Genomic DNA, 20925 nt, shown 5'->3' with positions numbered 1-20925 from the left:
ACGAACCGTTTGCGGGAGTCAAGCGATCACTTAACCACGTCAATACCTGACAATAACCAGCCCTTCGCTTTCTTCTGGCGCCTTGAAGTAGCCGGTAATCAGATCGAACTCCTGGTCCGTTGCCGCAAAGTCGTGATCGCCTTGGGCATTGCGTGCGTGAAGTCGGGCCCGGCACGTCTGATCATCAACATTCAGAAAGTGCAGCCGATGCTGCACCTGAGCCCTTTCAGCCAGACCGCGAAGCCAGGCACGGTCAGAAGTCGTGTTGGCGGGAAAATCCAGTACGACACTCACGCCGCTTGATAGTACGCCGATGACCAATGGCTCAAGCACCCCCCGGATACGTCCAGCAAAGCGCACGTAATCGGAAACGCAGCGGATGTCGTCAGGATAGAGCGCGGCAAGCCAGCGGTCCTCGCTGATGACAATGGTCTTCGGCTCACTGCCCAACGTCTTCGCCAGTGTCGATTTGCCGGAGGCGATCTTGCCGCACAGCAGATGCAATATCGGAGTACTCATGAAAATCCTTTCCAATCATCCAATACGACTACGTTAGGCGAAACGGTGACGCAGGACTACGGAAAACGCATAAATCAAGGTTCAGGGAACAAGCAGCCTGGCTGAGGCTCAAAACCATTCTCGACAAGGTTTGCACGACAATGCCGATCCTCGATGCCTTTGATGCGCAAACGTTATGCGCCACGGCCTTGAGTGGGCGGCAACGCTCGGGTAATGTCATCCAACCGCACAGGACAGAGCACGCTCATGACTTCCAAGCTGGATCAACTCAAGCAATTCACTACCGTTGTTGCCGACACCGGCGACTTTGGCGCCATCAAAAGCCTCAAGCCGCAGGACGCTACTACCAACCCGTCTCTGCTGCTCAAGGCCGCCTCTAGCGAAAGCAACTCGCAACTGTTGGCAGACGCATTCAGTGGTAGCAAAGGCGATATCGGCCTGGCCTGCGACCGCTTCGCCGTGGCCATCGGCCAGGAAATTCTCAAGGTCGTTCCGGGCCGCGTTTCCACTGAAGTCGATGCTCGCCTCTCTTTCGACACCAACGCACTGATCGAGCGCAGCGAGCGCATCATTGGCTTGTACGATGCAGCCGGTATCAGCCGTGATCGCGTACTGATCAAGCTGGCGTCTACGTGGGAAGGCATTCGCGCCGCCGAGAAGCTGGAAAAGGACGGCATTCAAACCAACCTGACCCTGCTGTTCTCGTTCGCCCAGGCCATTGCCTGCGCCGAGGCAGGTGTGTTCCTGATTTCGCCGTTCGTGGGCCGCATCTACGACTGGTACAAGAAATCGTCCGGTCAGGATTACACCGGTGCCGAAGATCCGGGCGTGCAGTCCGTGACGCGCATCTACAACTATTACAAAGCCAACGACTACAAGACCGTCGTGATGGGCGCAAGCTTCCGCAACCTGAACCAGATCGAACAACTGGCGGGCTGCGACCGTTTGACCATCAGTCCGGATCTGCTCAAGCAACTGGCTGAAGACACCGGCACACTGGAGCGCAAGCTCTCGCCAGGCAACCCTGGTGAAGATGGCAAAGCTGGCCACAAACTGACTGAAAGCCAGTTCCGTTGGGCATCGAACGAAGATGCGATGGCCACCGAGAAGCTGGCCGAGGGTATCCGCCAGTTCGCACGTGATCAGGAAAAGCTCGAGGCACTGCTCTCCGCCAAGGCTTGAAAACAGTAAAGGGCGACCTCCTCGCGGGGGTCGCCCTTTTTGCTGCCTGCACTTCAGCCGGACAGGCGAAAAATGTGCTTAGCGCTGACCTTCGAGCGCGTTGACCAGATCATGGAAGGCTTCACGGTTGGAATCGTTAAGACCCATGAGGATCTTATGCGCTTCCAGCACCTTGGCCTTGACCACTTCTTCGCACTGATCCTGCGACGGCAGGTCAGTCAAACACTCAGGACGTGGCATGGGCCTGTCGACGATGTTGAACACCTGGTCGAAGCCCATCGACTGCAACAGCCGCGTGATGTCTTCGTGGGTGGTCACCAACGTTGGCAACAGACCCACTTTCTGACGGGACAGGATCGAGAGCTTGGCCAACAGGCCCAGCGTCGTACTGTCGATGCTGCGAGTCTCGGTCAAATCGATTACCACCGCCGAAAAATTCAGGGCCGTGAAGATTCGCTCGATAGTCGCGTCCAAAGCCGAACACAGCGTCAACCGCACTTCACCCACGAACTTGAGAACGAAGGTGCCTTCCTGCTCGGCGAACTGGATTCTACCGGTACTCATTAAAGATTCCTGCTTAACACTAACAAGGCGATATCATCCGGCATCTCCCCTAGCGTTGCCAATTCAAAAACCTGACGCAAGCCATCCAGGCTGCCGCCAGCCGTCTTCACCAACTCAGGTAAAACGGCTTCTTTCTCTTTGAGTGTATCACCGGGCAGAAGATCGAGTATCCCATCAGACAACATGGTCAGACTGAACGAAGACGGCAGGTCCATTTCATGGTCCTGATAGGTCGCTTCGTTGAACAGCCCGACAGGAAGTCCGCGCCCTTCCAGATAGCGCGTCTGACCTTCTGTGTACAGTACCGGCAACGGAAGATGGCCGCCGACGGCATAAGTCAACTTGCCTGACTCTTCATCGATAACGCCACCGACCATCGTCACGTGCTTGCCAAGCTTGCAACTGATAAGCCCGCGGTTGATGTGCCCCAATACATCGGAGGGCTTGAACTCAGGCAAGTTTCCGCCGCGCTTGGATTCAAACAGCAGCCGCGTGGTCATGAACTTCAACAGCACCGTGATGAAGGCCGAAGAGGCACCATGCCCGGACACGTCAGCCAGATAAAACGCGACACGCCGCTCGTCGACCCTGAAATAGTCCACAAAATCGCCGGACAGGTACAACGAAGGAATGATCTGGTGAGCAAACTGAAACTCATCGATTGACCAGGGCGTGATGGGCAACATGTTCATCTGCACCTGACGGCCAGCGTCCTGATCTTCCTGAAGCAGATGAAGACTGGCTTCCAGCTCGCGATTGGCAGTTTCCAGCTTCTCGCGGTAGACCTGGTTCTCCTTCAGCAGGCGAGCCCGGTCAAGCGCTCGACGCACCGAATGCTCAAGAACGGCGAGGTCTTCCAGAGGCTTGATCAGATAATCCGCAGCGCCCAGGCGTAACGCCTCGACGGCGTCACTCATGACGCCTGCACCGGACACGACGATGACCGGCGTCTGCGGCGCGATGGCAGTCACCTGACGGATCAGTTCAAGCCCACCCATTTGCGGCATGCGCAAATCGCAGACAACCAAGTCCGGGGTGTTCTGCTCGAATATCTGAATTCCCTGCTGACCGTTACTTGCCTGCAGGACGCTAAAGCCACTGTCTTCCAGATAGGCGGCAAGGCTTGCACGCACGACTTCGTCGTCGTCGATTATCAGCAGCGTGGCACTGGTTTTTGGCATGTGGGCAAACGGCGCCAGATCAGGTTTGCGTAGGCGGCCCGGTTAACCGGAACCTGCTTACTGGATTCGCTTCTAGCCTCTCTTAAACGATCCGTGCGCAATGCTGCTGCGCATCGTGTTTCAGAGGTGCCCTTCAAGGCGCAGACGGTACTCCCATCCGACGGGCGTTTCAAGCGTACTCCGGCCCGGACTTTGCGCTCTTTACATCGCAAATCGCCGGGAGTTATAAGAACGGTCACATCAGCAACCAAAACGAAGGACTGGACATGAGTCGAACTGATCGCGACTACGAGGAGAAAAGGGATTACATCCGCATGCGCGTCGACGCTGACGTGAATCTGATCCATGCAGGCCAGGTCATTCCCGCCGTATGCATTGATCTTTCCAGCTCCGGCATGCAGGTTCAGGCGCCGCGTTCATTCAGCGTCGGGGACAAATTGAACGTCAGCATCGATTCGGATCATCCCGCGCTCAAGGGCCTTGAAGCCGATACGGAAGTTGTCTGGGTGACGGACGAAGAAGGTGGCGGACAAAAACTGGGGCTGTCCATCGTATCCATGAAGTGAGGAACGGTTCACATTCCGGAAAAACAATAAAGGCGACCCTTGGTCGCCTTTATTGTTCGTCAACTCACGCAGAAACGATTAAAAATCGTCTTCGACCTGCCCGTCCTTGACCTTGAACTCGCGGTTCTGCAAGTAGGCATTGCGGATGAAGGTGTAGCGGTCGCCGCTAATCATGCGCTCGGCCGACAAGAGGCTTGCACGGGTATCGACCAGATTCACACCCAATGCGGTGTTACGGGTCGGCACATGGTCGATGTAGCGGTACGGGGTGGTGTAGGTGTCAGGAACCTTGGCGAACGCGTCACGCACGGTACTAGGGCCCAACAGCGGCAGGACGACGAACGGGCCGCTGCCGACCCCCCAGTAACCCAGCGTCTGACCGAAGTCTTCATCATTGCGCTGCAGGCCCATGTGGGTGCCCACATCAATAAAGCCCAACAGGCCGAAGGTGGTGTTGAAAATCAGGCGAGCAGTGTCGACGCCCGCTGCAGCAGGTTTTGCCTGCAGGATATTGTTGGCGAGGTTGCCCACTTCACCAATGTTATTGAAGAAGTTGTGCACGCCGTCTTCAACGAACTGCGGCGCGACGTACTGATAACCCTTGGCCAACGGCTTGAGCGTGTAGGTGTCGACAACATCATTGAAGCGGAAAATGGCACGGTTCACGCCTTCCCACGGATCGTCTTCTGCCGCCTGAGCGACGACTGGAACCAGCACCATGCCGGCGCAGACAGATAGCTGAGCCAGACGTTTTATAAAGCCTGCACCGGTCACGGGCATAGCTGACACTCCTGATCGAAATAATGACGCGGGTGCTACGCCCCCACACGCAAGGACCGGCAGTATAAAGCGTTCTGCGGCAAATAAGGCAGTTCTGTCAGCGAAGCAACGCAGTGACACGTCGTCATGGCTCGTTCATCGCAGTGTCACAAAAGAGCTGTAGCGTGCGTTGGTATTTGAGAGAGATGACCATGCTCGCGCCGGTTCTCAATCCCCTGCCCGCCTTTCCCGCCCTGCTTTTCGGTCTGAGCGGCTGCCTTGTGGACTTTGGCGCCCAGGCTGCGAACCCTGCGGCGGACCGGGATTGCGATTATGCGCAGGTCACGCCTGGCGCACTGGAGGCTTTGCGAGCACTGCGCCAACAAGGCATGCCCTGTGCCTGGCTCGATGAACTTCCTGAAACACTCAGTCATAAACTTTCTAAACCCGTCCACGACTGGATCGTGCCCGCGCCACGCCCTGCCGCAACATGGCCAGCACCGGATGCGTGCTGGACAGCGCTGATGGCGCTGGGCGTCCGCCAACTGGATGGCTGCGTACTGATCAGTGGTGACCCACGCTTGCTGCAGTCGGGCCTGAATGCCGGATTGTGGACGATCGGGCTGGCGTCTTGCGGCCCGCTGTGTGGGTTGTCTCCCTCGCAATGGCAGGACTTGAGCGATGCGGAACGTGAGCGGCGACGCGCCAATGCCACGCTCAAACTTTATGCGCTGGGCGTGCATTCGGTGATCGACCATCTCGGTGAACTCGAATCCTGCCTCGCGGACATTGCGTTGCGCCGCAGCAAAGGCGAAAAGCCCTGACACATATGCAGTCTGCTCTGGAGTGGATTAGTCTTAAGGCATCACGAACCTTTAGCCCGGCGGCGTAGTCCATTGGGCAGACTTATCATGAAGGAGCACGTCATGCCTGCCCGCGAACTGCAAGAACAACTCAATACCCTGCGCGAGCAACTGGAGCAGAATCCCCCGCTGTCCGAAGCCGAACGCGACAATTTGCATGAGCTGATGCAACAGATCGAAACCAGAATCGAACTGGAAAACGCCACCCACGAAGATCCCAGTCTTGCAGATGGCGTGAACCTGGCAGTCGAGCGCTTCGAACTGGAACACCCGGCCATCGCAGGCACCCTGCGCAACGTTTTGCAGACATTAGGCAACATCGGGATTTGATGGCGGCGTTACCACGCAGGCACGTGGGAACGATCAGTCAACTAGCCGAAACGCTACTGCCGCGCCAGCCTGCCGTTTTGCACGCTGAGCGTTTCAGTGCTGCGATACGGGTTGATGTCCAGACCGCCGCGGCGTACGTAACGCGCATACACCGTCAGTTTTTCCGGCTTGAGCAGTCGCTGCAGGTCGAGAAAAATCCGTTCTACGCATTGCTCGTGAAAATCCGAATGCTGGCGAAAACTGACGATGTAGGCCAACAGGCTCGCAGGGTCCAGAGCCGCGCCGCGATACTTCACCACCACACTGCCCCAGTCCGGCTGACTGGTGACCGGGCAGTTGGATTTGAGTAAATGGCTGTACACGCTTTCTTCAACGATGCGCGATTCATCGCAGCGAAGCAGTTCAGGTTGTGGCCTGTCATAGCTGCTGACGCTGATATCCAGATCATCGATGCACACGCCCGGTAACGCCGCGACACCCTCACGCTCGACCTCATCAAGACTGCGAATACGCACACCGACAGGTTTTCCGGCAGCGGCCGAAAGGTCCTTTTCCAAGGTGGCCTGTACCTGCTCGCGGGAATCGAAAACCGTCTGATTCAGCGAGTTGAGGTACAGCTTGAACGACTTCGACTCGATGATATTCGGCGACTCGGCCGGAATGCTGAACTCGGCAATCGCCACCACCGGCTTGCCCGACGGCAGCAACCAGGACAGCTCATAGCAATTCCAGTAATCGACGCCCTGATACGGCAGCGTCTCGGCTGTCAGCCCAAGCTCGGCCCATTTCGCGGCACGCGGAATCGGGAACAACAAGGAAGGTGTATAGGTGGCAATGTACTCACTGGACTTGCCCAGCGGCGAGTGTTCGGCTGCGGGATGCATGGCGATACCTGGATCATGAATTAACGCGGCGAGTTTATAGGGTTTGCGGCAGGCTTTCAGCGACAATCTCTTACCCAAAGCCCTCAGCACGAACGGCACGCGCCTGAAAAGAAAACCGCTGCCGACCCTGTTAACGGTCGGCAACGGTTCGATGTACAGACTTGAGGGTTACTCGTAGCGTAACGCGTGCGCAGGCTGAATTTGCGCGGCACGCCAGGCCGGGTAAACGGTGGCCAGAAAGCTCAGGATGAACCCGGCGCTGCAAATCAGCAGCACATCGCCCGCCTGCAACTCGGACGGCAGGTTACTGATGAAATACACGTCGGAGCTGAAGATGTGCTGGCCAGTGACCCGCTCGACCCAGCCCACCAGGCTGCTGACGTTCAGCGCAGCGATGATGCCCAGTACGCCGCCGATCATGGTCCCGACAATACCGATCACCGTGCCCTGCACCATGAAGATCGCCATGATCTGCCTGGGCGTTGCGCCAATGGTACGCAGGATGGCGATGTCAGCGCCTTTGTCGTTCACCACCATGATCAGCGTGGCGATGATATTGAACGCAGCCACCGCGACGATCATCAGCAATAACAGACCGATCATGGTCTTTTCCATTTTCATGGCGCTGAACAGGCTGCCCTGGGTGTGGGTCCAGTCATCGGCGCGATAGCCGTCCCCCAGGCCGCTGGCAATCGCCGTCGACACCTGCGGCGCCATGTACAGATCTTTTAACGCCAGCCGCACGCCCTGCACCTGGTTGGGCTGCCAGCGCTGCATTTGCGCCGCATCGGCGATGTTGATCAGCGCCATAGAGCCATCCAGCTCGGCGCCGACCTTGAACACACCGACAACCGTCAGGCGCTGCAGACGCGGTGTGATACCGCCCGGCGCGTTGCTGACTTCAGGGACGATCAAGGTCAGCTTGTCGCCAACGCTCAAGCGGAACCGACGCGCAGTGAGGTCACCCAGCACCACACCGAATTCGCCAGGCTTCAGGTCTTCCAGAGCGCCGCGCGTGATGTGTTGGGTCACGATCGACACTTCATGTTCAAGGGCCGGGTCTACGCCGCTGATCTGGATCGGCTGCATCGAACCCTTGTAGGACAACATGCCTTCCATGTCAGTGAACGGTACGGCAGCCGTAACCTCGGGATTTTTCAACGCGGCAGCCGCCAACGGCTTCCAGTCATCCACCGGCGTCGTGCCGGCGATCACCGCATGGGGCACCATGCCGAGAATCCGGGAACTCATTTCACGCTGGAAGCCGTTCATCACCGATAGCACCACAATCATCGCCAGCACGCCCAGTGCCAGGCCGATCATCGACGTCATCGAAATGAACGAAATGAAGCTTTTGCGGCGTTTGGCGCGGGTATAGCGCATGCCGATAAAGATGGGTAACGGTCTGAACATTCGCGGAGCACCGTAGAGAAAATGTAGAACCCGGCGCGATGGATTGCGCCGGGCCGGGTGAATCAAGCGTCGACGAGGCGGCCGTCTTCAAGGCGCAACACGCGGTCCATCTGCCTGGCCAGACTCATGTCGTGAGTCACCACCAGAAATGCCGTGCGCGAGGAAGTGCTCAATTCGCGCATCAAATCCTGAATGCCCTGAGCGGTGTGATGATCGAGGTTGCCGGTAGGCTCATCGAGCATCACCAGCCCCGGCTGATTGACCAGTGCACGAGCAATCGCCACGCGCTGACGCTCGCCACCGGACAATTCCGATGGTTTGTGCGCCAGACGATGACCCAGGCCGACCCGCTCCAGCAGTGCCGTGGCACGCTGACGGGCCTCGGGGATGGCCGTGCGACCGATCAGCAGCGGCATGCAGACGTTCTCCAAAGCGGTGAACTCAGGCAGCAAATGGTGGAATTGGTACACAAAACCCAGCGCGCGGTTACGCAGCAGGCCACGGGCTTTTTCGCCCAGCGCCGACAACTCTTCACCCGCCAGCCAGACACTGCCTTGCGATGGCGTATCCAGACCGCCCAGCAGATTGAGCAAGGTACTTTTGCCCGACCCGGAACTGCCGACGATGGCGACCCGCTCACCGGGGTGCAGCTCCAGTTGCAGGCCGGACAATACAACCACTGACTCCGGGCCTTCCTCGTAGGATTTACCCAGGTTGCGGCAACTCAATACTGCTTTATCAGACATGCCCGACTCACTCATAACGTAACGCCTCCGCCGGTTGGGTGCGCGCAGCACGCCAGGCCGGATACAGGGTGGCGAGAAAACTCAGGATCAACGCCGCACCGCAGACCTGGAACACGTCCTGGGCCATCAGTTGCGAGGGCAGGTAATCAATGAAATAGACATCGGCGTTGAGGAATTTATGGCCGATCAGCCCTTCGAGCGCCGAAATCGCCGCGCTGACATTGAGCGCCGCCAAAATCCCCAGCGCCGCGCCGATCAGGGTGCCGACGACGCCGATGACCGTGCCCTGCACCATGAAGATCGCCATGATCTGACGCGGCGTGGAGCCCAGTGTGCGGAGGATGGCGATGTCGCCCTTCTTGTCATTGACCACCATCACCAGCGTGGAAATGATGTTGAACGCCGCAACGGCGACAATCAGCAGCAACAGCAAACCGATCATGGCTTTTTCCATGCGGATTGCCTGATACAGGTTGCCGTGGGTGCGGGTCCAGTCACGGGAGTAGAAATTGTTTTCACCCAGCTTCTGGGCGATTTCCCATGACGTGCGCGGTGCGGCGAACAGATCGTCGAACTTGAGGCGCAAACCCTGAACCTGATTGGGCTTCCAGCGATGCAGGCGCGCCAGATCGTCAAGATTGGTCAAGCCCAGGTAACCATCGATCTCGCCAGCGCCCACATGGAAAATGCCGGTCACTTCGAAACGCTTCATGCGCGGGAACATACCGGCGGGCGTCAGCGACACTTCAGGTGCCACGAACGTCAGCTTGTCACCCACCTTGACGCCCAGTTTGGCGGCCGCCTTGTCGCCGATCATGATGCCGAAGCTGCCGGGCGACAGGCTGTCGAGCTGGCCCTGCTGGATGAAGTTGTCGATGATCGACACCTTGCGCTCCTGGGCCGGGTCGATGCCGTTGAGCAGCACTTTCTGGACTTTGCCTTCGTGGGTCAGCAAGCCCTGCATCTGGGTGAAAGGCGCGACCGCGAGCACTTGGGGATTCTCTTGAACCCTGGCGGCCAGCGCTTTCCAGTCGGTGATCGGATCACCGGACTCGATGGTAGCGTGCGGCACCATGCCGAGCACGCGGGTACGCATTTCATGATCGAAACCGTTCATCACCGATAAGACGACTATCATCACCACAACGCCAAGCGCCAGGCCAATCATGGAAGTCAGGGAAATGAAGGAAACAAAATGGTTACGTCGTTTTGCACGTGTGTAGCGCGTGCCTATAAATACAAAAAGAGGTCTGAACATTAGGGACTTTGTTCGCAGGAATGAGGACGTCCGTGTGGCGGGCCTTGACGTGCAGCTTTACACTCGAGACTCTCTGACCACCGCCGCTACCATGGGTTCGCCATGTCGACATTAGATGAAGCAGAACGCCGCGAATACTACCGTATCGATGCCAGCGTCGCACTGGAAATTAACCCGCTGTCCGCCGCCGAAACCGCCAATCACGAGGCGATGAAGGAAACGTCAGCGCTGTTCGACCTGCTCAGCGAGCTGCATGTCAGCGAGTTCGAATCACAGCACCTGCTGCGCCAGCTCGACGAGCGAGACCGCGTGCTCAACAGCTTTCTCAAGTCGTTGAACAAGCGTATCGACTTGCTGGGCCAGGTGGTCGCGCACACCGCGCTGGGCAAACTGGGCGCGCCGCAGCCCGTCAAACTCTCCGAAGGCGGCCTGCAATTCAATTCGTTGCAAGGTTATTCACCAGGGGAAGAACTGTCGATCAAGATGGTGCTGATGCCTCAGGCCGCCGGCCTGATGTTGCATGCCCGAGTCACGCAAAGCACCCCGCTGGCCGATGGGGCATTCGAGGTATGGGTCGAGTTCGTGCAATTGCCCGATGCCCAACGCCAACTGATTGCCCGCCATGTCTTGCAGCGTCAGGCCCAGCAACGCCGCCAGGCGCTGGAGCGAGGCCAGTCGCCAGGTGTCTGACAAGCCTTTTTACCTTTCACACAGTAGTTGGCGCCTTTCAGGCCAGGAGTAAACGTGACCCTTATCTACGGCCACCGCGGCGCCAAGGGCGAAGCACCGGAAAACACCCTGACCAGCTTTCAGGAATGCCTCAAGCATGGCGTCCGCCGTTGCGAGCTGGACCTGCATTTGTCTCGCGACGGGGAATTGATGGTCATTCATGACCCCACCCTGAAGCGCACTACCGACCGGCGAGGCAAAGTCAACGAACACGCTGCCGCCGACCTTGTGACCTACGACGCCCGCAAAGGCGGGCCAGGCTGGGTGAGCCCCTGCCCTATTCCACGTCTGGAAACACTGTTCGAGCAATGTGATTTCGAGCACTGGCAACTGGAAGTCAAAAGCGCCTCGCGGACCCGTGCGGCGAACACCGTGCTGGCCATTCGCGAAATGGTTCAGCGTCACGGTCTGCTGGACAAGGTCACCATTACCTCAAGCTCGCGTGAAGTGCTGCGCGCCGCTGTCGAGCTGACTCCGGATATTTCGCGCGGGCTGGTGGCCGAGTACGCCTGGCTCGACCCGTTGAAGGTCGCGCAGAACTACGGTTGCGAGATTCTGGCGTTGAACTGGACGTTATGCACGCCCGAGCGTCTGCAAAAAGCGCAGCGCCAGGGTTTGCATGTGTCGGTATGGACGGTCAACGAGCCTGCCCTGATGCGCAGGCTCGCGGACTTCGGCGTAGACAGCCTGATTACAGACTTTCCCGGTTTGGCCACCGCCACCCTCGGGAATCGCTGAAATCGGTCGCCCCGGCCGGCTCAGGCCACCGGCCGGAGTCGCTTAAAAAAGCCGGTTGAGGCCATCGTAAGCGGCTACCCGATAGGCTTCGGCCATCGTCGGGTAGTTGAACGTGGTGTTCACGAAGTACTTCATGGTGTTCGCTTCGCCTGGCTGATTCATGATCGCCTGACCAATGTGTACGATCTCTGAAGCCTGGTCACCGAAACAGTGAACGCCCAGCACTTCCAGCGTTTCGCGGTGGAACAGGATCTTCAGCATCCCGACCCGCTCACCGGAAATCTGCGCACGCGCCATGCCCTTGAAGAAGGCTTTGCCGACTTCATATGGCACTTTGGCCTGGGTCAGTTCGTGTTCGTTTTTGCCGATCGAGCTGATTTCCGGAATGGTGTAAATCCCGGTCGGCACGTCGTTAACGTAACGCCAGCTCCCGTTGTCCACCACGCTGCCTGCCGCTGAACGACCCTGGTCATAAGCCGCACTGGCCAGGCTCGGCCAACCGATCACATCGCCTGCCCCATACACGCTTGCAACGCTGGTGCGGTAGGTTTCATCGACTTCGATCTGACCACGGCCGTTGGCCTTGAGGCCGATGTTTTCCAGGCCCAGCTTGTCCGTATTACCGGTACGGCCGTTGCACCACAGCAAGGCGTCAGCCTTGATCTTCTTGCCGGATTTGAGGTGCAGAATCACACCGTTATCCAGGCCTTCGACCTTTTCGTATTCTTCGTTGTGGCGAACCATCACATTGTTGTTGCTGAAGTGATAGCTCAGCGCCTGCGAGATCTCGGTGTCGAGGAAGCTCAGCAGTTGATCGCGGTTATCCACCAACTCGACCAGCACACCCAGGCCGCTGAAGATCGACGCGTACTCACAGCCGATGACACCGGCGCCATAGATGATCAGCTTACGGGGGGTGTGGCCCAGGCTGAGGATGGTGTCACTGTCGTAGATGCGCTTGTGGCTGAAGTCGATATCCGCCGGGCGATAAGGACGCGAACCGGTAGCGATGATGATCTGATTGGCTACCAGCTTTTCCACGACGCCATTGGGGCACACCACGTTGACGCTGTTCTCGTCGGCAAAACTGCCCGTCCCAAAGAACACATCGACCCGGTTGCGGGCATAGTAGGCGGTGCGCGAGGCGACCTGCTTGGAGATGACCATCTCCGCGTTCTTCAACACATCCGGAAAGGAGAACCAGCGTGGCTCGCCAATGGCGCGGAACATCGGGTTGGTGTTGAATTGAATGATCTGTTTGACCGAGTGACGCAGTGCCTTGGATGGAATGGTGCCCAAGTGAGTGCAGTTGCCACCAACCTGCCGACGATTGTCGACCATCGCGACCTTGCGTCCTGCCTTGGCGGCGTTCATTGCCGCGCCCTCTCCGGCAGGGCCGGAACCCAGTACCACTACGTCGTAGTTGTAGACAGCCATGCGTACTCCTTTAACAGTCCGAGGCGCCACTCTGGCATCTCCGGCTAAATCACGCGACGTATTCTAACGCCTCGTCGAGGCGGGGAACATTAACCCTTGGTCGCGTCGAAGGCCACTTTTGTCTGAATGGCACAACCCTGCAAGTGCGCTGCACTTACAACGGCCTCTCCATTGACAGAAGATCGAACGATGCGTTGGAGCGAATGATAAAGCGGTTATCGGCGCGAATCACAAAAAAAGCAGCAATTTTATGCGCTTGCGCGTAATTCCAGCCACGCTCCGGCCCCAGAATCAACAGTAAAGAAGATAGACCATCAGCCATCAAGGCAGAGGGATGAATGACGGTCACCGACACCAGCCCGTGGTTGACGGGCGTGCCACTCACGGCGTCCAGTGTGCGGGAGCCTTGATGACGCGCACCGCCGAAAACGGGTGAGTGGTCGTCTGAAGTGGAAACACTGTTGTTGCGCAACGCAAAAACCTTTTGCTGCGCCTGGTGTTCGTTATGCGGCAGCTCCAGCGTCACTCGCCAGGGAGAACCGTCGGGCTTGCGGCCGCGGGTCTTTAGCTCACCGTTGACCTGCACCAGGTAATCGCGCAAGCCCAGCGCTTCCAGGCGCTCCCCAATACGGTCCACGGCGTAACCCGCCGCAATGCTGTTCAGATCCACACGCACATCGGCGGTCTTGCACAACCGCTGGCCATCAATGCGCAAGGCTTGGTAACCGACCTGGGCGCGAACGCCTTCCAACTCCCTGCGTGTTGGCGGCTCCCTGGGCACGCTGTCCGGACTGAACCCCCACAACTCCATCAAGGGCTCGACCGTCACATCAAAGGCGCCGTTGCTCTCGCGGGCCAGATAATCGCCGAGGCGAACCAGTTCCAGAATCGGAGCGGGGACGGTCTGGCAACTGTTGGCAGGCAAGCTGTTGAATTGCGCAATGTCCGAATCGGTCCGCCACAGGGACATCTGCTGATCAAGCTCGCCCAAGACGGCATCGACTTCCCGATGCAGAACCTCACTCCCGGGCTGACCCGCCTCGTGCGCATAAACCACCGAGTAGTGGCTGCCCATGGTCGGCCCGCCAAAACTTTCGAGGCTGCGCTCCTGGCCGCACCCACTACACACCACCAGCCCCAGATACCCTGCAACCCTTCCTAACCAACCCAAACTCATATCCCGCAAGGTCAAAACCATCAAAAGTGCCGTGTGCGCTCGCGTCGAACAAGACGTGTGACGTCGCGCCGACCTGCCAGCACACGCTCCATCGCGTTGTCGGTCAGCCAGTGCAACGTTATGCCCGAGACTATAAAACCGGGTCCTTTCAGATAAGCGGTAACAGTCCATTCTGCCATCCTGGCTATTGGAGAAACCGATGAGTGGCTCCCCATCGATTTAAGGTTCCACGATGAGGCAACGCGTGCCTCTGGCATGAGACATCGTTACGGGAATAACGACGCCAATACAAACCATCCGGTAGACAATTTTTCTCTATTCGCGTTTGTCAAGAGCCTGTACGCATTCAGCAAAATGCCGAAACGGTTGTTTTTGAGCGGTGTAACACATACTGTTACAAAAGCGCGTAGGTATGCCGAGCCCAAGAGCCGGCGCACACGCGAATAACGACAACGAACTTCAAGCCGACGAGCCTGAGCGAGTACTAAATGGCCTCCACAACCAGTAAGGGCAAGGCGATCTTTCGCGTTGTCAGCGGTAACTTCCTCGAGATGTTCGATTTTATGGTCTACGGCTTTTACGCCACGGCCATTGCCAAAGCCTTCTTTCCCTCCGACAGTGCATTCGCCTCGTTGATGCTGTCGCTGGCGACATTTGGCGCAGGCTTTTTGATGCGCCCACTGGGCGCCATCTTTCTGGGTGCCTACATCGACCGACATGGCCGTCGCAAAGGTTTGATCGTGACGCTGGCCATGATGGCGATGGGCACATTACTGATCGCGTGCGTGCCGGGTTACGCCACCCTGGGTGTTGCTGCTCCCTTGCTGGTATTGCTGGGCCGCCTGCTGCAAGGTTTCTCCGCAGGCGTGGAGCTGGGCGGCGTTTCGGTCTATCTGGCTGAAATTTCGACGCCCGGGCGCAAAGGCTTTTTCGTCAGCTGGCAGTCTGCGAGCCAACAAGCCGCAGTGGTATTTGCCGGCCTGCTGGGTGTAGGTCTGAATCACTGGCTCAGTGCCGAGCAGATGACGGACTGGGGCTGGCGCGTTCCGTTCCTGGTCGGCTGCATGATTGTCCCGGCGATCTTCATCATTCGCCGCTCGCTGGAGGAGTCCCCAGAGTTCGAAGCCCGCACGCATCGCCCGACGCTACGTGAAGTGGTGCGCTCCATCGGCCAGAACTTCGGCCTGGTACTGGGCGGCATGGCGCTCGTGGTCATGACCACAGTGTCGTTCTACCTCATCACCGCCTACACGCCGACCTTCGGTAAGAACGAGCTGAACCTGACGGACCTGGAAAGCCTGCTGGTCACCGTCTGTGTCGGTGTGTCCAACTTCATCTGGCTGCCGATCATGGGCTCGTTTTCGGACCGCATCGGGCGCAAACCGTTGTTGATCGCCGCCACCGTCCTGGCCATTGCCACCGCCTACCCTGCCCTGTCGTGGCTGGTAGAGCACCCAAGCTTCAGCCATTTGTTGATGGTCGAGCTGTGGTTCTCGTTCCTGTACGGCTCCTACAACGGTGCGATGGTCGTGGCGCTGACGGAGATCATGCCGGTCGAAGTTCGCACCACCGGGTTCTCGCTGGCCTATAGCCTGGCCACCGCAACGTTCGGCGGTTTCACGCCAGCGGCTTGTACCTACCTGATCCACGCGCTGGGCAACAAGGCCGCGCCTGGCATCTGGCTGACCGGAGCTGCCGTACTGGGCCTGATCGCAACACTGGTACTGTTCCGCAAGGGTGGCCAGAAGCTTGAGGCACCTGGTACCGCTGCCACGGCCTGATTGATCGCCACAACCCAAAAAACCCCAGCCTGACATCGCTCAGGCTGGGGTTTTTTAGTGTATGGTGATCGCGGTTATCACAGCGGCAATTGCCACAAAATGTATCGTCGGTACGCTTGTCAATTAACGTGCGTGAACCGCCGGGGAGCCTGCGATGGGGTGGGCATTCCATACAGTTGTCTTTCGGCAGGCCTTGTCCAGCTCGTCCCAAGGGTCGGACTTTTCATGCTCGCACCAACAGCCTGTCAGATGCGAAAATGCTGACCCACGGTCCGATTCTGCCTGCCTGGACAGACACACTCTGCAAGACACCACGTGCCTGGTCAGCCGCCAGCGGCTGTTCCACTTGATGAGATCGTCGATCATCACCCACCCCTCCAATCTCTCAGTCTTATAGCTGTGAGTAACGGCGCAGTAGCAAGTTTCTAAATATGTCGAGCCAACTGACCGACGGTGCGTTCAGTCAGCGTGCTACGGGAAGCACAATCACGCAGTGGCGAGATTTAAAGGCATCTTGACGGTAAAAGTGGTTCCGTGACCCGCGACGGAATCAACCTCAATACTGCCTCCATGAGCACTGACGATCGCCGATGCGATGTACAACCCAAGCCCTAGCCCTGCCCCAGCGCCGTACTCCACGGTGCCATCACTCAAGTGTCGAACCATTGGGCTGAAAAGACTGGCTTTAGCACACTCCTCGATTGGAGCGCCTTGGTTGTGAACAGACAAACAGGCAATCCCCTGCTCATCGGTCAATGTCACGGTCACCGTCTTGCCGGCGCTGCCATGCTTGATCGCATTGCCTATCAGGTTGGAAATCACCTGTTCCATACGGGAGCGATCAAAGCTTGCCACCAGTCGAGCCTCTGACAGCAAGACGATGTTGCGGTCAGGGTCATAGGCACGCGCCTCCTCGACCATCGCCTCGCATGCCTGAGCCAGGTCATCGATCTCCTTGCGCACGGGGATGCCCGAACCTAGCTGGGTGCGCGTGAAATCCAGCAGATCGCCAACGATGCTGACCGAGCGTTTCACGCTGGTAAAGATACGCGACACGTTCTTGACCGCTTTTGGAGGAAGGTCACCCGCCTTCAAGAGCACCTCGGCACTTAACGAAATGGCCCCCAATGGACTTCTCAGGTCATGACCAAGAATTCCGAGGAACACGTTGCGTGCGGCGTCGACCGCTTGCGTATAGGTCACTACCGATTCGGCAAGCGCCTGATCGATCGCCTCGTTGAAGCGAATGATGTCGGAAATTTCCTCGTCTCTCGTCACATCCTCAGGCGGCATCCAGAGCACCAGGACGCTGGTGCGCAAGGCCCTGTACTCGGCAATCATCTGACCGATCGTGAAACCCGACGTCTGACGGGTATCGGCATGGGTTTCAGCCGCGGTGCGCTCAAGGGAATCGGGCGCCTCGCCATGAGATTTCGAAATTCTTGCGGTGTGGGTCTGGGTCGTTCGCAGATCGGTTGCAATCGTGAGCAGCATTTGCTCGGCGTGGTCCCGAAGTGCCGCACTGTCCATGCCGTTCGCCGCAGGGGTCATGGTTTTCGCGAAATTTTCCCATTGTTGCAGGATAGGTTCGATGTTCTGAACAATGAAATCAGCCAACCGCATGCTGTCTACTCCAAAGGGACTGCTTTTCAAAGCGCTGAGCGGTCAAGGAAATAACTCGACGCGAGGCTACAGGTAACGCAAGCAGCCCGGTGAATTAGATTCGAATCGGCGATTCAATTGTTCATCTGTTCACACCTTGAGCTTCCAGGGTCTGAAACTCATCCAGAGCAGCAAACCCGGGACCTGCAGCGCGATCAACAACCCCAGCGCCCATTGATAGGCCGGGACCGGGTGGGCGGCGTCGTTCGCGGCTGGCCAGAGATTCAATACCGCGCCCATCAGCCATTGCAGGAGGAAGGCAAGTGCGAACACCACCAGATTGAATGACGAACTCACCCGCCCCGCGAGTTCGGGCGAAACCGATTGCGCGACAATGGCGTAATTCATGGTCGTGGAGGTGCCGAAGAAGCTGAAACCCATTGCAATCAGATAAGGCGATACCGGCAGACCGCTGATCATGAGCCATTGGAAGCCGAGAAAGATCGCCATGCCGGAGCCGCAAACCATGATCGGTTGCACGCCGAACCGCCGCAGGTAATCGGTCACGGCACCGAATACTAAAGAGCCCGCCGTCATCGCCACTGCGCTGAACAACAGCACACGGGCCATGCCTGACTCGCTCAACCCGGCCATGTCATGCAGCCACGGCCCCATCCACAGCGACAACACCGACATGTAGACGGCATGCGCAAATACCGAGTAGAGCGCTAGACGCCAGAATGTCCAAGAGGCGTACAGCCTGCCAACGGCGGCAAACAGGTCGGTGTAGCGCGTGGGTTTGGCCTCGTACGCCTTGGGCACACTGAGGTGAATGATGCCGGCAACGCACAGCGTCAGCACCGCCAGGATCAAAAACGCCTCGCGCCACGTGACCCAGTCGAGCAGCAGGTGCAAAGGCGTCGTGGACGCCATCGCGCCCAACCCGCCAATCGACAGCAGGCAGGCCGTGCTCAGCGGCAAGCGCTCGACCGGCAGCCAGATCGCGCAGGCCTTGATGGCACTCATCAACGAACCCGCCACCCCAAGGCCGATCAACCCGCGCCCGATCAGCAGGCCCGCTTCAGTGCTGGAAAGACCGAACACCCCTGCCCCCGCGACGGCCAGCAACAGCATCGGCGCCTGCACACTACGCGGGCCGTAACGGTCCAGCATGACACCCAGAGGAATCTGGGCCGCAGCGAAGGTCAGGAAGTACACGCCAGTCAACAGGCCCAGACTGCTGGCGGGCAGGCTCAGGTCAGCCTGCAGGTCCACGTAGATCACCGCATTGACCGTGCGAAACAGGTAAGAAACGAAATGCCCCAGACCGAACGGGATGAATATCGTCAGGAACAGAAAAAAGAAGCTGCTCTTAAGCTGCTTTTGCGGGCCATCCATGACCGTACCATTGCTCATCAAAACATCCTTCCCTGCGTCATTGTCTGCGCGGCTGCCTGCTCAACGCCGCGGGCGTCGATAGACCCACGATCCGCAGCGGCAACCAATACACAAAAAAGCCGGACCCTGTCTGCACAGGATCCGGCCCTTCGCCACACACCACCCGGACTCGCCGGGCAGCGTATGTCACCGCGTGCTTACTGCGGGAATGCCGGCGGATTGACGTCCGCCATGTCTTCCATCACACGCACAACCTGATGGCTGTAGCCGAACTCGTTGTCGTACCAGACGTACAGGACAACGCGGTTGTCGTTGACGATGGTTGCCTCGGCATCCACCACACCGGCATGACGCGAACCGACGAAGTCAGTGGACACCACTTCCTGCGAGTTCACAAAATCGATCTGCTTGTGCAGGTCCGAGTGCAGCGCCATGTAGCGCAGGTACTCGTTCATTTCTTCACGAGTGGTCTGCTTATCAAGGTTCAGGTTGAGAATGGCCATCGACACGTTAGGCGTTGGAACGCGAATCGCGTTGCCGGTCAGCTTGCCGGCCAGCTCAGGCAGTGCCTTGGCAGCCGCCGTGGCAGCACCGGTTTCGGTGATGACCATGTTCAGCGCAGCGCTGCGACCACGACGGTCGCCCTTGTGGAAGTTGTCGATGAGGTTCTGGTCGTTGGTGTACGAGTGAACCGTTTCGACGTGACCGTTAACGATACCGAACTTGTCGTTGACTGCCTTGAGCACCGGCACGATGGCGTTGGTGGTGCAGGAAGCCGCAGAGACGATCTTATCGTCGGCGGTGATTTCGCCGTGATTGATGCCATGAACGATGTTTTTCAGCTTGCCTTTGCCCGGAGCCGTCAGCACGACGCGGTCGATGCCTGGGCAGGACAGGTGCTGACCCAGACCGTCGGCGTCACGCCATACGCCGGTGTTGTCCACCAGCAGAGCGTCCTTGATCCCGTATTGGGTGTAATCCACCTCGGTCGGGTTCTTGGCGTAGATCACCTGGATCAGGTTACCGTTGGCGGTGATGGTGCTGTTGGCTTCATCGATGGTGATGGTGCCGTCGAACGGACCGTGCACCGAATCGCGACGCAACAGGCTGGCACGCTTGACCAGATCGTTTTCCGCACCTTTGCGGACCACGATGGCACGCAGACGCAGGCCGTCGCCACCACCGGTTTTCTCGATCAGGATGCGCGCCAGCAGGCGGCCGATGCGACCAAAACCGTACAGCACGACATCGGTGCCCTTGCGCGGGTTGGTGTTCTGCTGACCCACGACGCTGGCCAGTTCGTCACGCACGAACTGCTCAGGCGTGCGACCGTTGCCTTCGGTCTTGAACTTGACTGCCAGCTTGCCCAGGTCCACCGAAGCGGCGCCCAGCTTAAGCTCGCTCATCGCCTTGATGAGCGGGAACGTCTCGTGTACGGACAACTCACTCGCATCGGATTGACGATGACGCGCAAAGCGGTGAGCTTTGAGAATCGCGATCACTGAACGGTTGATCAGGCTGCGGCCATAGATCGAACTCACCACATTGTTATTGCGGTAGAGCTGACCGATAAGCGGGATCATCGCCTCGGCGAGGGCTTCACGATCGATCCATTCACCAAGACACTGGTCGGGCTTCTGAGTCACGGGAACCTTCCACATGTAGGGGCTGAAAAAAGGGGCTACATTATGACCAAGCCAGTGTTTATGAGCAATGCGCGACTGTCAGATCGTTGCGCACTACATAATTTCGGCCCGTAAATACGAGGTATTACGCTGGAAAACTGACAGCCACCACC

20 protein-coding genes are annotated in these 20925 nt (G+C 58.3%); 7 read left to right on the top strand and 13 right to left on the bottom strand.

Features of this window, described 5'->3' with window-relative positions:
• Positions 1–39: 39 nt before the first annotated feature.
• Positions 40–519, bottom strand: a complete 480-nt coding sequence (locus ALP40_RS16395; protein WP_122209263.1) for an ATP-binding protein — start codon at positions 517–519, stop codon at positions 40–42.
• A 246-nt stretch (positions 520–765) separates the two neighbouring features.
• On the opposite strand from ALP40_RS16395, the gene tal reads away from it, so the two are divergent.
• Positions 766–1701 (top strand): transaldolase, encoded by a 936-nt coding sequence (gene tal / locus ALP40_RS16390; RefSeq protein WP_122209262.1) that lies wholly within the window; start codon positions 766–768, stop codon positions 1699–1701.
• A 78-nt stretch (positions 1702–1779) separates the two neighbouring features.
• On the opposite strand, the gene rssC is transcribed toward tal, so the two are convergent.
• Entirely contained in the window at positions 1780–2265 is a 486-nt protein-coding gene (rssC, locus tag ALP40_RS16385) for an anti-sigma factor antagonist RssC (protein ID WP_024663048.1), read from the bottom strand.
• A complete protein-coding gene (gene rssB / locus ALP40_RS16380) occupies positions 2265–3446 on the bottom strand; it encodes a two-component system response regulator RssB (protein WP_122209261.1) in 1182 nt (393 codons plus the stop codon). Before rssB ends, rssC begins: the two co-directional genes overlap by 1 nt.
• A gap of 266 nt (positions 3447–3712) precedes the next feature.
• On the opposite strand from rssB, the gene ALP40_RS16375 reads away from it, so the two are divergent.
• Positions 3713–4012, top strand: coding sequence for a PilZ domain-containing protein (locus ALP40_RS16375; RefSeq protein ID WP_004881036.1), 300 nt, complete (start codon positions 3713–3715; stop codon positions 4010–4012).
• Between the two features lie 78 nt (positions 4013–4090).
• Here ALP40_RS16375 and ALP40_RS16370 read toward each other — a convergent pair whose 3' ends face one another.
• The gene (locus tag ALP40_RS16370) at positions 4091–4792 is read right to left on the bottom strand and encodes a VacJ family lipoprotein (protein WP_122209260.1); all 702 of its coding nucleotides are present in this window, start codon (positions 4790–4792) and stop codon (positions 4091–4093) included.
• A gap of 191 nt (positions 4793–4983) precedes the next feature.
• On the opposite strand from ALP40_RS16370, the gene ALP40_RS16365 reads away from it, so the two are divergent.
• Together ALP40_RS16365 and ALP40_RS16360 are read left to right on the top strand one after the other, a co-directional pair.
• Positions 4984–5595, top strand: coding sequence for an HAD family phosphatase (locus tag ALP40_RS16365; protein ID WP_122209309.1), 612 nt, complete (start codon positions 4984–4986; stop codon positions 5593–5595).
• Positions 5596–5697: 102 nt separating this feature from the next.
• A complete protein-coding gene (locus tag ALP40_RS16360) occupies positions 5698–5964 on the top strand; it encodes a DUF4404 family protein (RefSeq protein ID WP_122209259.1) in 267 nt (88 codons plus the stop codon).
• A gap of 53 nt (positions 5965–6017) precedes the next feature.
• On the opposite strand, the gene queF is transcribed toward ALP40_RS16360, so the two are convergent.
• The 4 genes from queF to ALP40_RS16340 all read right to left on the bottom strand — a co-directional run bounded on the left by queF (position 6018) and on the right by ALP40_RS16340 (position 10265).
• On the bottom strand, positions 6018–6848 hold the full coding sequence (gene queF, locus ALP40_RS16355) for an NADPH-dependent 7-cyano-7-deazaguanine reductase QueF (RefSeq protein ID WP_122209258.1): 831 nt from the start codon (positions 6846–6848) through the stop codon (positions 6018–6020).
• Positions 6849–7016: 168 nt separating this feature from the next.
• A complete protein-coding gene (locus ALP40_RS16350) occupies positions 7017–8261 on the bottom strand; it encodes a lipoprotein-releasing ABC transporter permease subunit (protein WP_122209257.1) in 1245 nt (414 codons plus the stop codon).
• 62 nt (positions 8262–8323) lie between these two features.
• On the bottom strand, positions 8324–9007 hold the full coding sequence (gene lolD / locus ALP40_RS16345) for a lipoprotein-releasing ABC transporter ATP-binding protein LolD (protein WP_181116581.1): 684 nt from the start codon (positions 9005–9007) through the stop codon (positions 8324–8326).
• A gap of 7 nt (positions 9008–9014) precedes the next feature.
• Positions 9015–10265 (bottom strand): lipoprotein-releasing ABC transporter permease subunit, encoded by a 1251-nt coding sequence (locus ALP40_RS16340; protein ID WP_122209255.1) that lies wholly within the window; start codon positions 10263–10265, stop codon positions 9015–9017.
• Between the two features lie 102 nt (positions 10266–10367).
• Between ALP40_RS16340 and ALP40_RS16335 the strand changes: the two genes are divergently transcribed.
• Together ALP40_RS16335 and ALP40_RS16330 are read left to right on the top strand one after the other, a co-directional pair.
• Positions 10368–10955, top strand: coding sequence for a PilZ domain-containing protein (locus ALP40_RS16335; protein ID WP_122209254.1), 588 nt, complete (start codon positions 10368–10370; stop codon positions 10953–10955).
• Positions 10956–11009: 54 nt separating this feature from the next.
• Positions 11010–11732, top strand: a complete 723-nt coding sequence (locus tag ALP40_RS16330; RefSeq protein WP_122209253.1) for a glycerophosphodiester phosphodiesterase — start codon at positions 11010–11012, stop codon at positions 11730–11732.
• A 42-nt stretch (positions 11733–11774) separates the two neighbouring features.
• On the opposite strand, the gene sthA is transcribed toward ALP40_RS16330, so the two are convergent.
• A complete protein-coding gene (gene sthA / locus ALP40_RS16325) occupies positions 11775–13169 on the bottom strand; it encodes a Si-specific NAD(P)(+) transhydrogenase (RefSeq protein WP_122209252.1) in 1395 nt (464 codons plus the stop codon).
• Positions 13170–13323: 154 nt separating this feature from the next.
• A complete protein-coding gene (locus ALP40_RS16320; RefSeq protein ID WP_122209308.1) occupies positions 13324–14346 on the bottom strand; it encodes an FAD:protein FMN transferase in 1023 nt (340 codons plus the stop codon).
• Between the two features lie 488 nt (positions 14347–14834).
• Between ALP40_RS16320 and ALP40_RS16315 the strand changes: the two genes are divergently transcribed.
• Positions 14835–16127 carry an MFS transporter gene (locus tag ALP40_RS16315; RefSeq protein ID WP_122209251.1) on the top strand — a complete coding sequence of 431 codons (1293 nt, stop codon included), beginning with the start codon at positions 14835–14837 and terminating at the stop codon, positions 16125–16127.
• Positions 16128–16613: 486 nt separating this feature from the next.
• Here ALP40_RS16315 and ALP40_RS16310 read toward each other — a convergent pair whose 3' ends face one another.
• From ALP40_RS16310 to ALP40_RS16300, 3 genes are all read right to left on the bottom strand, one after another.
• Positions 16614–17750: a sensor histidine kinase gene (locus ALP40_RS16310; protein WP_122209250.1), complete on the bottom strand. Its 1137-nt coding sequence runs from the start codon at positions 17748–17750 to the stop codon at positions 16614–16616.
• 129 nt (positions 17751–17879) lie between these two features.
• On the bottom strand, positions 17880–19145 hold the full coding sequence (locus tag ALP40_RS16305) for an MFS transporter (protein WP_122209249.1): 1266 nt from the start codon (positions 19143–19145) through the stop codon (positions 17880–17882).
• A gap of 179 nt (positions 19146–19324) precedes the next feature.
• Positions 19325–20788, bottom strand: a complete 1464-nt coding sequence (locus ALP40_RS16300) for a glyceraldehyde-3-phosphate dehydrogenase (RefSeq protein WP_122209248.1) — start codon at positions 20786–20788, stop codon at positions 19325–19327.
• Positions 20789–20925 lie beyond the last annotated feature (137 nt).

This window comes from Pseudomonas viridiflava, from assembly GCF_003702045.1.
In the GTDB taxonomy this organism is placed as follows: Bacteria; Pseudomonadota; Gammaproteobacteria; order Pseudomonadales; family Pseudomonadaceae; genus Aquipseudomonas; species Aquipseudomonas viridiflava_C.
This window is presented reverse-complemented; position numbering and strand designations above follow the sequence as displayed.